Origin of the sequence: Halomonas sp. A020 (genome assembly GCF_027943625.1) — a bacterium.
Lineage (GTDB): Bacteria > Pseudomonadota > Gammaproteobacteria > Pseudomonadales > Halomonadaceae > Vreelandella > Vreelandella piezotolerans.
Window position 1 is genome coordinate 1,285,105 of record NZ_AP022850.1, and the last position, 14,144, is coordinate 1,299,248.

Annotated in this window: 10 protein-coding genes; 6 read left to right on the top strand and 4 right to left on the bottom strand. The window is 57.3% G+C overall.

Annotated elements, in window-relative coordinates; all coding sequences use genetic code 11:
• The first annotated feature begins 155 nt into the window (after positions 1 to 155).
• From dnaA to gyrB, 4 genes are all read left to right on the top strand, one after another.
• The gene (gene dnaA, locus FRH_RS05945; protein WP_281997962.1) at positions 156 to 1,625 is read left to right on the top strand and encodes a chromosomal replication initiator protein DnaA; all 1,470 of its coding nucleotides are present in this window, start codon (positions 156 to 158) and stop codon (positions 1,623 to 1,625) included.
• Positions 1,626 to 1,685: 60 nt separating this feature from the next.
• Positions 1,686 to 2,789, top strand: a complete 1,104-nt coding sequence (gene dnaN / locus FRH_RS05950; RefSeq protein ID WP_139526172.1) for a DNA polymerase III subunit beta — start codon at positions 1,686 to 1,688, stop codon at positions 2,787 to 2,789.
• 102 nt (positions 2,790 to 2,891) lie between these two features.
• Complete coding sequence (gene recF, locus FRH_RS05955) at positions 2,892 to 3,995, top strand: DNA replication/repair protein RecF (RefSeq protein ID WP_139526173.1); 1,104 nt, start codon at positions 2,892 to 2,894, stop codon at positions 3,993 to 3,995.
• 39 nt (positions 3,996 to 4,034) lie between these two features.
• A complete protein-coding gene (gene gyrB / locus FRH_RS05960) occupies positions 4,035 to 6,455 on the top strand; it encodes a DNA topoisomerase (ATP-hydrolyzing) subunit B (RefSeq protein ID WP_139526174.1) in 2,421 nt (806 codons plus the stop codon).
• A gap of 114 nt (positions 6,456 to 6,569) precedes the next feature.
• Here the strand turns inward: gyrB and gmhB are convergent, their stop codons facing one another.
• From gmhB to glyQ, 3 genes are all read right to left on the bottom strand, one after another.
• A complete protein-coding gene (gene gmhB, locus FRH_RS05965) occupies positions 6,570 to 7,130 on the bottom strand; it encodes a D-glycero-beta-D-manno-heptose 1,7-bisphosphate 7-phosphatase (RefSeq protein WP_139526175.1) in 561 nt (186 codons plus the stop codon).
• Positions 7,131 to 7,296: 166 nt separating this feature from the next.
• Entirely contained in the window at positions 7,297 to 9,363 is a 2,067-nt protein-coding gene (glyS, locus tag FRH_RS05970; protein WP_281997963.1) for a glycine--tRNA ligase subunit beta, read from the bottom strand.
• Complete coding sequence (gene glyQ / locus FRH_RS05975; protein ID WP_139526177.1) at positions 9,363 to 10,334, bottom strand: glycine--tRNA ligase subunit alpha; 972 nt, start codon at positions 10,332 to 10,334, stop codon at positions 9,363 to 9,365. Before glyQ ends, glyS begins: the two co-directional genes overlap by 1 nt.
• A 109-nt stretch (positions 10,335 to 10,443) precedes the next feature.
• Here glyQ and rfaD point away from each other — a divergent pair, with 109 nt between their 5' ends.
• On the top strand, positions 10,444 to 11,400 hold the full coding sequence (gene rfaD, locus FRH_RS05980; protein ID WP_139526178.1) for an ADP-glyceromanno-heptose 6-epimerase: 957 nt from the start codon (positions 10,444 to 10,446) through the stop codon (positions 11,398 to 11,400).
• Positions 11,393 to 12,403, top strand: coding sequence for a lipopolysaccharide heptosyltransferase II (gene waaF / locus FRH_RS05985; RefSeq protein ID WP_139526179.1), 1,011 nt, complete (start codon positions 11,393 to 11,395; stop codon positions 12,401 to 12,403). Before rfaD ends, waaF begins: the two co-directional genes overlap by 8 nt.
• Here waaF and FRH_RS05990 read toward each other — a convergent pair.
• Entirely contained in the window at positions 12,400 to 14,052 is a 1,653-nt protein-coding gene (locus FRH_RS05990) for a sulfatase-like hydrolase/transferase (protein WP_139526180.1), read from the bottom strand. The genes waaF and FRH_RS05990 overlap by 4 nt on opposite strands.
• Positions 14,053 to 14,144: the final 92 nt, after the last annotated feature.

The following is a 14,144-nucleotide window of genomic DNA, read 5'->3' on the forward strand; positions in this document are numbered from 1 at the left end:
TTGCTCGAAAGGAGGGTTGTACCCATGGCGTCACCGGGTTTTCCTAAGCCCTTACGGAAAGTTGTCCACAGGCGAAAAAGAGCCGTTAGCTCGTGTGGATAACCGTGTCGTTGGGCGCTACAATGATCGGCCGTTTTCAACCGATGGTGAGATGAGTGTCACTCGCGCTTTGGCAACAGTGCCTGGACTACCTGCAGGACGAACTGAATTCACAGCAGTTCAATACCTGGATACGTCCGCTGCAGGCAGAAGAAGGAGACACCAATGAGCTGCGCTTGTTGGCGCCGAATCGCTTTGTGCGCGACTGGGTGAGTGATAAGTACGCCAAGCGTATTAGTGAATTAATGCGCGAGCTTGCACCCTCCAAGCCCCCTAAGGTCAGTTTGACGGTAGGTAGCCGCCGGGCCGCTGCTCCAGCTCCCCAGCCTCGCGATCTGGGTAATCCGGTGTCAGCCGCCCCGGCTCAGCCGACGTCGCCCGCCGTACATACCCCGCCCCGGGGTGATATTGCCGACGAGCGTGAAATCGATCAGCTGCGTGAAGAGAGTGCCTCTCCTCGTCGTGGCAACGAGCGTCAGGTGCAGGTAGAAGGCAGCTTGAAACACAATAGCGGCCTAAACCCCAATTTCACGTTCGATACCTTTGTGGAAGGTAAATCTAACCAGTTGGCACGTGCGGCGTCTCGCCAAGTGTCTGAAAATCCTGGCGGTGCCTATAATCCACTGTTCTTATACGGTGGCGTGGGCTTGGGTAAAACCCACTTGATGCATGCCGTAGGCAATGCGTTGGCAGGTCGTCGGGAAAATGCCCGCGTGGTTTATCTTCACTCTGAGCGCTTCGTGGCTGACATGGTGAAGGCGCTGCAGCTCAATGCGATCAACGATTTCAAACGTTTCTACCGCAGTGTCGATGCCCTCCTGATCGATGACATTCAGTTCTTTGCCGGTAAAGAGCGCTCCCAAGAAGAGTTCTTCCATACGTTCAATGCCTTGCTAGAGGGCGGTCAGCAGATGATCTTGACCTCTGATCGCTATCCAAAAGAGATCAGTGGTGTCGAAGAGCGGCTGAAGTCGCGCTTTGGCTGGGGTCTCACCGTCGCCATCGAACCGCCAGAGCTCGAGACGCGCGTGGCGATTCTGATGAAGAAAGCCGATCAGGCCAAGGTGGACCTGCCCCACGATGCGGCTTTCTTTATCGCCCAAAAGATTCGTTCTAATGTGCGTGAATTGGAAGGTGCGCTGAAGAAAGTCATTGCTGATTCACATTTCATGGGCAAGACCATCACCCAAGAGTTCATCCGTGAATCGTTGAAAGATCTTTTGGCGCTACAGGACAAGCAGGTCGGGGTGGATAATATTCAGCGCACGGTGGCTGAATATTACAAAATCAAAGTGGCGGATCTGCTCTCCAAGCGACGCTCGCGCTCGGTGGCGCGCCCCCGGCAGGTGGCGATGGCACTGGCAAAAGAGCTCACCAATCATAGCTTGCCGGAAATTGGCGATGCGTTTGGTGGCCGTGATCACACCACCGTGCTGCATGCCTGCCGAAAAGTAAAAGCGCTGCAAGAAGAGAATGCGGATATTCGCGAGGATTACAAAAATCTTCTTCGCCTGCTAACAAGTTAACCTTTTTTCGTTTACGCCTGCCAAGCGGCAGGCCTTTCAGGATAGAAAACCGGAGTTTCGATGAAATTTACCATTTCCCGAGAGGCGCTGCTTCGCCCGCTGACTCTGGTGGCGGGCGTAGTGGAACGGCGCCAAACGCTGCCTGTGCTCTCTAACGTCTTGATTCAAGTGGAAGGTGACCAGGTCGCGCTGACCGGCACCGACTTGGAAGTCGAGCTGGTAGGCCGCACGGTGGCCAGCCAAGTGGACCAAGCAGGGGCGGCAACCGTACCGGCTAGAAAGCTGATGGATATTTGTAAGTCGCTGCCCGATCAGTCCGACATTCAATTAGCCGTCGAAGAGGGACGCGCCGTATTACGTAGTGGTCGTTCGCGCTTTACACTTTCTACACTTCCTGTGGCAGAGTTTCCTAATATCGAAGATGCCGATGGAAGTCAGGAGCTTAGCGTTCCCCGTGGCACGCTCAAGCATCTGATCGAATCCACTTCCTTCGCCATGGCTCAGCAGGACGTACGCTATTACCTCAACGGTATGCTGTTAGAGATTCAGAGCAACCTGCTACGCACGGTCGCTACTGACGGACACCGATTGGCGATGTGCTCGCGTCCTATCGAGGTCGCGGTGAGCCAAGCCCAAAAACTCATCGTGCCTCGCAAAGGTATCTTGGAGCTGTCCCGTCTTCTGGATGACAGCGACGAGCCGGTTAGCCTGACGCTTGGTTCGACCCATGTGCGTGCCCACACGGGTGACTTCACGTTTACGTCGAAGCTGATCGACGGCAAGTTTCCGGACTACGAACGCGTGGTGCCGCGTAACGGCGATAAAGTGCTCATCGCCGAGCGTGCCGAGCTTCGTCAAGTGCTGTCACGTACCGCCATTCTCTCCAACGAAAAGTATCGCGGGGTGCGCCTCTATCTGGAGGAGGGCAACCTCAAGGTCATGGCGAACAACCCTGAACAGGAAGAGGCCGAGGAGAATGTCGCCGTCGAATACAATGGCAGCGCCATGGAGGTCGGTTTCAACGTGGGTTATCTGGTAGACGTGCTTTCCGTATTGGATGAAGACCGCGTACAGATGACGTTAGCCGACCCCAATAGCAGCGCACTGCTGGAAGAGCCGGGCGGCGGCGATGCGCTTTACGTCGTGATGCCGATGCGCTTATAACGCAAGGAATGGGATGAAGAACGGCGCTTCTGGTTGCAGAAGCGCCGTTTTCGCATAGGGCACGTCTGGCGATTGGAACGGTCTTACAAGGTGCATTGACGGATGAGCGTGACACAACTCACTTTTCAGGGACTGCGCAATTTAGCGCCAGTCACGCTTCATCCCTCATCGCGTATCAACGTGATCCATGGCGTGAACGGTAGCGGAAAGACTAGCTTGCTAGAGGGGATTCACATCCTCGGCATGGGACGCTCTTTTCGCACGCGTCAGCTCAAGAATGCTATTCAAATGGACGCCCCTTATATGACGCTATATGGACGTTTAGCGGGGGATCCTGAGGTGACGCTTGGTGTCAGGCGTATGCGTGCTCAGCGTGAGCTGGAGCTACGTCTGAGGGGAGAGAAAGGCGTAAGGTTAGCCGAGCTCGTCGAAGCCATGCCGCTACAGCTCATCAACCCGGATGCGTTTCGTTTGCTGGAAGGTTCACCCGCCGGCCGTCGCGAGTTTTTGGATTGGGGAGTGTTTCACGTGAAACACCACTTTCTGGATGCTTGGCGTCGGACCCGGCGTGCGGTGAAACATCGGAATGCGCTTCTCAGGCGTGGTAGAATAGTGCCCAATGAAATAGCGGTTTGGGAGCAAGAGTTAGCACTCTGGGGCGAACAAATGGATGCGCTCCGCCAAGCATGGTTTAACGAATTTCTTCCCGTGTTCAACGAGACCCTGAAGACACTATTGCCGCTACCGGGATTAACGTTGCGCTATGCGCGTGGTTGGGATAGACAGCGCTCGTTGGCAGAAGTGCTGCACGATAGCCGTAACACGGACCAGCAGATGGGCTTTACCCAGCAAGGCCCTCAGCGTGCGGATTTGCGCATCCGGCTGAATAAACAGCCTGCCATTGAGGTGCTTTCCAGAGGCCAGCAGAAGCTCGTGGTGAGTGCATTGAAGCTTGCTCAAGGTAGGCTTCTGGAAAGTACCGCACAGCGGCACTGTATTTATTTGATTGACGATTTACCGGCAGAGCTAGATGAGCATCACCGCCGCCAGTTCTGTACGTTACTCGAAGAGATGCAGTGCCAAGCATTTATTACCAGCGTCGAACCCACCGCGCTGAGCGACGTCTGGCAGCCTTCTACAGCCGTGGAGTTGTTTCACGTGAAACACTCCACGCAAGGGCTTAGCCAATGTCAGCCAGATGGGTAGACGACACGGAACGAGACAGACTTCACGACGGAGTGGTCAATGAGCGAGCAGGCTTACGATTCATCAAGCATCAAGGTGCTCAAAGGGCTAGACGCAGTACGTAAGCGTCCAGGCATGTATATCGGTGACACCGACGACGGCACCGGGCTGCACCACATGGTTTTCGAGCTGGTGGATAACTCCATCGATGAAGCTCTGGCCGGCCACTGTAGCGAAATTCGTGTGGTGATCCACCCGGATGAATCGGTAACCGTAAGCGATAATGGTCGAGGGATTCCGACCGAGCTACACGAGGGCGAGGGTGTCTCTGCGGCGGAAGTCATCATGACGGTGCTCCACGCGGGTGGCAAGTTCGACGATAACTCTTATAAAGTATCGGGCGGCTTGCACGGTGTGGGTGTATCGGTGGTGAACGCACTCTCCGAAGAGCTGCGCCTGACGATTTGGCGCCAAGGGGAGGTGTTTGAGCAAATTTATCACCATGGCGTGCCGCAAGCGCCGCTAGGCGTCGTAGGCAAAACGGAAAAAAGCGGTACCCGCGTGCATTTTCGCCCGTCTCCGGCGACGTTTGCCAACATCGAATTCCACTACGATATTCTGGCGAAACGCCTGCGTGAGCTCTCCTTCCTCAACTCGGGTGTAGCCATTCGCCTGATGGATGAGCGTAGCGGCAAAGAGGAGCTGTTCCATTACGAAGGTGGTCTGAAAGCCTTCGTTGACCACTTGAACAAAAACAAAACCGTTCTGAACCCGGTATTCCACTTCAACGCTGGGCGTGATGATGGCGTGGAAGTCGAAGTGGCCATGCAGTGGAGCGATGCCTTCACAGAGAACATCTTCTGTTACACCAACAACATTCCTCAGCGGGATGGCGGTACCCACTTGGCAGGGTTCCGCGCTGCGCTAACGCGTACGCTAAACCACTATATCGAAGCGGAAGGCCTGCTGAAAAAAGCCAAAGTGAACACGTCGGGCGACGACGCCCGTGAAGGCCTGACGGCGATCATATCCGTCAAAGTGCCCGATCCGAAGTTCTCATCGCAAACCAAGGACAAGCTCGTCTCGTCCGAGGTGAAGACGGCGGTGGAGCAGGAGATGGGTCGCTTGTTTGCCGACTACCTGATCGAAAAACCTAACGAAGCCAAAGCCATCGTCAACAAGATGCTGGACGCGGCACGTGCCCGCGAGGCGGCGCGAAAAGCTAGAGACATGACCCGCCGCAAAGGCGCTCTGGATATCGCGGGTTTGCCGGGCAAACTAGCCGATTGCCAGGAGAAAGACCCGAGCCAGTCGGAGCTTTACCTGGTGGAGGGTGACTCGGCGGGGGGGAGTGCCAAACAGGGGCGTGATCGTCGTACCCAGGCCATTCTGCCGTTGAAAGGTAAAATCCTGAACGTCGAAAAAGCGCGGTTCGATAAGATGCTCTCTTCCGCTGAAGTAGGGACGCTGATTACGGCGCTGGGGTGCGGCATTGGACGCGAAGAGTTCAACCCTGACAAGCTGCGCTACCACTCGGTCATCATCATGACCGACGCCGATGTCGATGGTTCCCACATTCGCACGCTGCTGCTGACGTTCTTCTTCCGTCAGATGCCCGAGCTTATCGAACGTGGCCACATTTTTATCGCGCAGCCGCCGCTTTACAAAATCAAGCGCGGTAAGCAAGAGCTCTATCTGAAAGATGAGCAGGCGATGATCGATTACCTGACCACCACCGCACTGGATGGAGCAGGGCTGCACGTCAATGCAGACGCGCCTGGCATTACCGGGTCGCAGTTGGAAGCACTGGTCAATCAGTACCGCAACGTGATGAAACGTATCGATCGCTTGGCACGGGTGTACCCCATCGAAGTGCTCAAGCAAGCCGTCAATGCGACAGCGTTGCAGGGTGAGACCAGCTTGAAAGATCGCGTCACCATGGAGAACTGGATCGCCGAGCTGCAAAAAGCCATGGACGACAGGGTGGCTTATGAGGGCGGCCCGCGCTATCAGTTCTACCTGCAAGAAGACACCGAGCGTGGCCTGCATCTACCGGCGGTATCGCTGATTGCCCACGGCGTCACCACGGAATACGTGTGGGGCCTGGACTTCTTCGAAAGCGCCGATTACCGCGCCATGGCAGGGTTAGGGGACACCCTCAACGGCTTGCTGGACGAAGGCGCCTACATCGCCCGTGGTGAGCGCCAGAAGCCCGTTGGACACTTCTCTGAAGTGCTGACGTGGCTGATGCAGGAAGGCCAGCGTGGTCTCTCTGTGCAGCGCTATAAAGGGCTAGGTGAGATGAACCCGGACCAGCTATGGGAAACCACCATGGACCCGGATAGCCGTCGTATGTTGCGGGTTACCATCGAAGATGCGGTAGCAGCAGATATGATGTTCAACACCCTTATGGGTGACGAAGTGGAGCCGCGTCGCGACTTTATCGAGACCAACGCGCTCGTTGCTAACCTCGACATCTAAGTGGCTTCTTCACTGTGTTTCACGTGAAACATTGAAAAGCAAAAACCGCAGGCAAAGTGCCTGCGGTTTTTTTATGGGTAGTATCAAGGCCAGCGTGAAAACCGTATCGAAAGATTAATCCAAGGCCTCTGCTAATAAGTCGTCAACAAATGCAGCCAAGTCAGCGTAGACCAAGGCGTGCTCCAGCCCGTTCCCATTTGCGAGGGTCTTTTCGCCTTTACCTGTCTTCACGAGAACGCTACGGCAGCCCATCACTTCACCCGCTTGCAGGTCGCGAAGGCTGTCACCCACCATCCAACTGCCTGTCAGGCTGGGAAGCGTCAGCTTGTCACGTATGTCGGTCAACAGCCCGGGCAGTGGTTTACGGCAGCCGCACTGATCATCTGGCCCATGAGGGCAGTAAGCGATATGCGCTATATGACCACCTTCCGCCTGCACCAGAGTATGCAAACGCTCGTGCATGGCACTGAGCGTGGCGTCATCGTAGTAACCACGAGCGATGCCGGATTGATTGGTGGCCACTGCCACGGTAAAGCCTGCCTGGGTTAACCGCGCAATCGCGCGAATGGCAGACGGGTAGGGGATCCACTCGTCCAAGGATTTGATATAGGCATCCGAGTCGTGATTAATCACGCCATCGCGGTCCAGTATCACGAGTTGCTGAGCGGTGATCATAAGGCTCCCTTCAAGAAAACGTCTCTGCTTAGCGTAAGCGCTGACGAGGCAATGAACGAGTGTTTCACGTGAAACACTCCATTACTCAATAGAAAGCCCGGCTTGTCAAAAGCCGGGCTGTCGGTTGTACCTCTAGAGCAGTCGATGCGCTCAATCCTTCACCGTCTTACTGGGGTAGCTGAGAGATATCGGCTACTTCCAGGAACAGCGCTTGCAGGCTGGCCAGCAGGGCAAGGCGGTTACGGCGAATGGCATCGTCGTCCGCCATGACCATGACCTGATCGAAGAAAGCATCGACAGGCTCGCGGAGGGTGGCCAGCGCGTCTAGCGCCTGCTGGTAATTGCCTGCGGCAAACAGCGGCGCCACCTGCTGTTGGCTAGCCGTAACCGCTTCGAACAGGTCTTTTTCCGCCGCTTCTTGAAGAATCGAGGTGTCTACCTGGGTGCTGCCGTCGTGCTCCTGCTTGCTCAAGATATTGGAAACACGCTTGTTGGCAGCGGCCAATGCCGCGGCTTCTTCACGCTGGGCGAAGGCTTTCACGGCACGTAAGCGGCGCGCAAAATCCAGCGGTTTGGTCACCGGGCGAGCACGAACGGCGAGATACATCTCAGCAGAGATACCCTCCTCCTGGCCCCAGGCGCGGAAGCGGTCGAGCATGTAGGTCAACACGTCTTCTACGAGGCCCTCGGCTTTCGGGAGATTCTGGTGCTGGTCAGCAGTGATCTGCAGCAGCTCGCGCAGGTCGAGGTTCAACTCGCCTTTGACCAGGATGTTCAATACGCCAATGGACGCGCGGCGCAGGGCGAAGGGGTCCTTGGCGCCGGTGGGACGTTGACCAATACCGAAAATGCCTACCAGCGTATCAAGGCGGTCGGCCAGAGCCAGCGCTTGGCCGGTCAAACTTTGCGGAATCGCATCGCTGGCAAAGCGAGGTAGATACTGCTCCTCCAGCGCCTGGGCAACCTCCGCCGGTTCGCCATCCTGCTCGGCGTAGTAGCAGCCCATAATGCCCTGCAGCTCGGGGAATTCGAGCACCATTTCGGTAACGAGATCACATTTGGCCAGGGCCACGGCGCGTTGCGCATGAGCCACGTCACCCTGGATGCGCTCAGCGATGAAAGTGGCGATGGCCGTGCTGCGGCGGGCCTTGTCCGCCAACGTGCCCAACTGCTGCTGGAAGACTACGCTTTCCAGTTGCGGTATGCGTGAGCCCAGCGTTTGCTTACGGTCAGTGTCGTAGAAGAAGGCGGCATCCGCCAAGCGCGGACGAATGACCTTTTCATTACCGGAGATCACCTGGTCGGGATCCTGGCTCTCGATGTTCGAGATGGTGATGAACAGCGGCTTCAACTTGCCCTGATCATCCAGCAGGTGGAAGTATTTTTGATTGGCCTTCATCGAGGAAATCAGGCACTCGGCAGGTACTTCCAGGAAGCGCTCGTCGAAGCTGCCGGTGAGCGCCACGGGCCACTCCACCAAACCGCTCACCTCGACCAGCAGGTCTTCATCGATGACGGCGTTTGCTTCCTGAACCTCGGCCTCGGCGAGCACCTGCTCACGAATACGCTCGCGGCGCTGCTGGCGGTCGGCCAGAACGTAGGCATTCTCGAGTGCCGCTAGATAGTCATCGGCGTGCTCGAGCTGGATGGCATCCGGCGCGTGGAAACGGTGGCCGTAGGTGGTACGGCTGGCTTCCAGCCCCAGCGCTTCTGCTGCAATGACGTCTTTGCCATACAGGGCCACGAGCCAGTGCACGGGGCGCGAGAACTCGACGCGGGACGCGCCCCAGCGCATATTCTTGGGCACTGGAAGCGAGTGTAGCGTCTTGCGCACCATCTCCGGTAGCAGCGCTTGAACGCTGTCACCTTGCTGCTGCTCGCGGTAGCCAAGCCAGGTGCCTTTATCGGTTTCCAGATGGATCAGATCCTCCACGCTGACACCGCAGGAGCGAGCAAAGCCTTCCGCCGCCTTTGTGGGGACGCCGTCTTTGAAAGCGGCGGCTAGCGCGGGTCCGCGACGCTCTACTTCGCGATCCGGCTGTTTGTCGGCGAGTCCGGTAACCTTCACGGCTAGGCGCCGCGGGGTGGCGTAGGCGGTCACCACCTCGAAGGGAATCTCGGCGTCCTGTAAGCCTTTTTCGATGCCCGAGGCAAAGCCGTCTGAGAGCGTGTCTAGCGCGGTCGGCGGAAGCTCTTCTGCGCCCAGTTCTAATAAAAGCGTATCAACGGCCATTATGCGTCTCCCTGCTCGGCGAGCTCATCTTGTAACAGTTCACGGCGCAATTCCTCCGATGCCATGGGGAATCCTGCTGCTTTACGAGACTCGAAGTAGGCAGTGGCAACATCACGCGCCATGGTGCGCACGCGCAAAATGAAGCGCTGACGCTCGGTCACGGAAATGGCGTGGCGCGCATCCAGCAGGTTGAAGGTATGCGACGCTTTGAGCACCTGCTCGTAGGCGGGCAGCGGGAGGCTCGCGGCCAGCAGCTTGCTGCACTCTTTTTCCTGATGGTCGAAGGCAGCAAAGAGCTGCTCGACGTCGGCGTGCTCGAAGTTATACGCCGACTGCTCGCGCTCGTTTTGCAGGTAGACATCGCCGTAGCTGACTTTGCTGCCGTCCGGCGCGATGGCCCATACCAGGTCGTAAACGCTCTCCACGTTTTGCAGGTACATGGCGATACGCTCGAGTCCGTAGGTCAACTCGCCGGTGACGGGGTAGCACTCGATACCGCCCGCCTGCTGGAAGTAGGTGAACTGGGTCACTTCCATGCCGTTGAGCCATACTTCCCAGCCCAATCCCCAAGCGCCGAGCGTCGGGGATTCCCAGTTATCTTCTACGAAGCGCACGTCGTGAATCAGCGGGTCAAGTCCTAAACGCTTCAGCGAACCCAGATACAGATCCTGCAAGTTGCTGGGCGAAGGCTTCATTACCACCTGAAACTGGTAATAGTGCTGCAGGCGATTGGGGTTCTCGCCATAGCGGCCGTCGGTTGGGCGGCGGGAAGGCTGAACGTAGGCAGCATTCCAGGTTTCTGGACCAATCGCCCGCAGGAACGTGGCGGGGTGGAAGGTGCCCGCGCCGACTTCCATATCGAGGGGCTGAAGGATGACGCAGCCCTGTTCTGCCCAATACTGTTGCAGAGCAAGGATCAAGCCTTGAAAGGTCGACACATCGGGTGTCGATTGGTTTGTCGAAACACTCATCGCGGAAAGCACCGTTGGCCATGAATTCATAAGCCGTCAAGTATACAATCACAGGCAGATGGGTTATAGGCACGTTAGCCAAAGAGCCGCTTTTGGTAAGGAGAACGAGATGATCGTGGTAACAGGCGGGGCCGGGTTCATCGGCGCCAATATTGTCAAAGCGCTAAATGCTCGCGGCCGTGACGATGTGATGGTGGTCGACGACCTGCGCGATGGCACCAAATTCGTCAATTTGGCGGACTGCACGCTGGCTGACTACTTGGATAAAGACGATTTCATCGCCCGCGTGAAAGCCGCGCTACGTGGTGAAACAGTGGACTTGCCCACCATCGATGCGATTTTCCATGAAGGGGCCTGTTCGGACACCACCGAGTGGGACGGGCACTATATGATGGAGAATAACTTCGAGTACTCCAAAGTGCTGCTCAACTACTGTGAAAAACTGGGCATCCCTTTTCTGTACGCATCGTCGGCGGCGACCTACGGTGGCAGCGAGGTGTTCAAGGAAGCGCCGGAGCATGAGAAGCCGCTCAACGTCTACGGCTACTCCAAGCTACTGTTCGATCAGCACGTGCGCTCGCGCTGGAACGAGCTGACGACTCAAGTGGTAGGTTTCCGCTACTTCAACGTTTACGGGCCGCGAGAGCAGCACAAAGGCAAGATGGCCAGCGTTGCCTATCACAACCATCTGCAGATCCGTAACGGCGAAACGCTGAAGCTGTTCGGTGCTTACGGTGGCTATGAGGCGGGCATGCAGAGCCGCGACTTCGTCTACGTGGGCGATGTGGTTGATGTGAATCTCTGGTTTTTGGATAACCCTCACGCATCAGGCATCTTCAATTTGGGCACCGGGCGTGCCGAGCCGTTCAAGGCGATTGGCGAAGCGGTCATCGATTTTTACGGTCAGGGCGAGATCGATTACATTCCCTTCCCCCAAGAGTTGAAAGGGCGCTACCAAAGCTACACGCGTGCTGATATTAGCCAACTGCGTGCGGCAGGTTGTGACGTGGAATTCAAAACCGTCGCCCAGGGCGTCAAGGCGTACTTGGAGTGGTTGAATGGCTAACTCGGCCAAGCGGCTGCTGGTCGTCGGTCCTTCCTGGGTCGGCGATATGGTCATGGCGCAGAGTCTGTTCATGACGTTGAAGGCGCGCTATCCAGGCGCCACGCTAGGTGTGGTCGCTCCGGGATGGTCCCAGCCGATCTTAGAGCGCATGCCTCAAGTGGACGAAGTGCTACCGCTGGCGGTAGGCCACGGAGAGTTTGGCCTTGCCAGCCGTCGCGAGCTGGCGGCACGGCTACGCGGTCGCTTCGATCGCGCCATCGTTCTGCCGCGCTCTTGGAAGGCGGCCTTGGTGCCCTTCATGGCCCGCATTCCTGAGCGCGTGGGTTTTTTGGGAGAGCACCGCTACGGCTTGCTAAAAGAGCGTCGCAAGCTCGACAAGCAGGTGCTGGATCAAACCGTCAAACGGTTCGTCTCGCTGGGGCTGCCATTGGAAGAGGCACAAAGCGGGCAGTTCTCGATTCCCAAGCCACGGCTCACCATTGACCGTGATAACTTGGTGAATTTGCGCCTGAGCCATACGCTGTCCTCTCGTCCCGCCATCGGCATGATGCCCGGCGCGGAGTATGGTCCTGCCAAGCAGTGGCCGTTGGCATATTTTCATCAATTGGCTGCGAGACTGATCGACGACGGTTTCGAGATTCGCGTGCTAGGCGGAGCGAAAGATCACCCGGCAGGGCAGAGCATCGTGAATGGCTTGCCGCATGCGCATAATTTATGCGGAAAAACACAGCTGGCCGATGCCGTGGACCTTTTGGCCGACTGTCGCCAGGTCGTTACCAACGATTCAGGGCTCATGCACGTCGCGGCGGCGGTAGGGGTACGCATCCAAGCGCTATATGGCTCGTCATCGCCCGCCTATACGCCACCGCTAACGGATAACGCGGACATCCACTACCTTGGGCTCTCCTGTTCGCCGTGCTTTCAGCGTACCTGCCCGTTAGGCCATACGAACTGCTTGAACGAGCTAGGCGTAGAACGGGTGTATCAGGCCATGCGCACCTAGCGCATGATCTCCATTTCGTCAGCTTGATCGGCGGGTGTTTCGATGATCTGATCGGTGGCGCTCTCTTCAGGCGCACGCCGCTGAGGGGTTAGCCCGTCCCAAAGGCGATGCTGCAGCGCGGTCTCCTCCCGTAGACGTTCATTCAGCGCCTCCAGCCCATGAATCTCGACCAGCGTGGGTTGGCTGCCAAGTAGTGAAGCGCCAAGGCCCGCGCGGTGATCGTTCAATGTGAGGCCCATAGCGTCGAGGATCGTGGGGAAAACGTCTAGCATGGTGGCGCCTCGCCTTACTCGCTGCGGACGGATATCCTCGCCCAGCATGATGAGCGTATTGTCGCGATCCAAGGTGGTGAGCTGATCCCACACCGACACGCGCATGGTGAGATGATCACTGAGTACCACCACTAGCGTGTTTTCCAGCAGTCCTTCTTGCTCTAACCGTTCAACGAGGTCTCGGGCTTGGCGCGCAGAGCACTCTACCGAGTAGAGAATATCCTGACCATCGAATTCGCCCTGGCGGTCCAGACAGGTTTGCGAGGGAAAACCGCTGGGCGCATGGCCCGCAATGCTCAGGTTCACCACGGCCCAAGGACCGTCATCCTCCTCGCTCAGTCGACGTATTTCGTCGACGGTCACATCGTATAGTGTATCGTCATAAAGACCCCAACTGTTCACATACTCAGGATCCTCGAGATCCGGTAGCAGTTCTTCTTTACCTTTGACGGTATCGAACTGGTGACCACGATAGAAAAGCCCTTTACCAGCAAACTGCGTGCTGGCGCCTCCCAAAAAACTGAGCCGGTAGCCCTGACCGGCCAGCACGTCTCCCAGGCACTCAACGCCGGGTACGACTTGGCTGAGCGGTTCGAACTGACTATCGTGCAGCAGGCCGGCGGGCATGAGGGGGACGCCGCACTGGCTGGCGATCATCCCAGCCATGGTCCAGCCCGTATTCTCCATCTGCTGAATGCCCTCGAACACCAACCCGCGCTCGCCCAGTGCCGCCAAATCTGCGTAGGCGTCGCCAAATAGCTCGTTGCTATAGGTGCGCTCCATGCTCTCCAGGTACATCAGCAGTAGGTTGGGTGCATTGGGTTGGTCGCCGGTGGGTGGCGCAACATAGCGCCGATCTAGCCAAGCGCCATCGTCCGTCACTATCGCGGCGCTGCGTTGACCAATGCCGTAGAGCAGTGGGTTGGCCGCCAATAGCGCGATGGCAAAGAAGCGCTCGGTCAAACGCCAGCGCTGATCGTGGCGCGACAACCACGTCACCGATACCAGCACCGCCAACACGGTGAGCGTGTAGGTCAGTGCCAGCAGCATTTTACCTGCCCCGCCATGCTCCGCCATGCCCGCCTGTAAATGAAAAAACACCGCCCCGAGGTCGACGTTTCCGAAGCTGTCGGCCAAATAAACATAGACGCTGAATAGGCTAAGTGGCAGCAGCGACCATGGCCACATTGGACGGTAGCGTGCGTTGATCGGCGCGCCCCAGCGCAGCTTGAGCCCCACCCCAATCCAAGCCGCTGCTATCAAAAAGAGCGTCCACCAGGGCAGACGCGTGAGTACGGTGACGGCATAGCCAAGGCTAAGACCCATGACGACGAGCGGTAGCCAAGGGGTGAGTTTGAGTGACCGTGAAGCGAACATCCTGTATCCCTTTTCAGAACGTGCTAAATGAAGCGTCAGCTTATCAAAAGTCGCGCCCCGTGGCCGTGTTAGCATGTCACTAAAATGGGCAG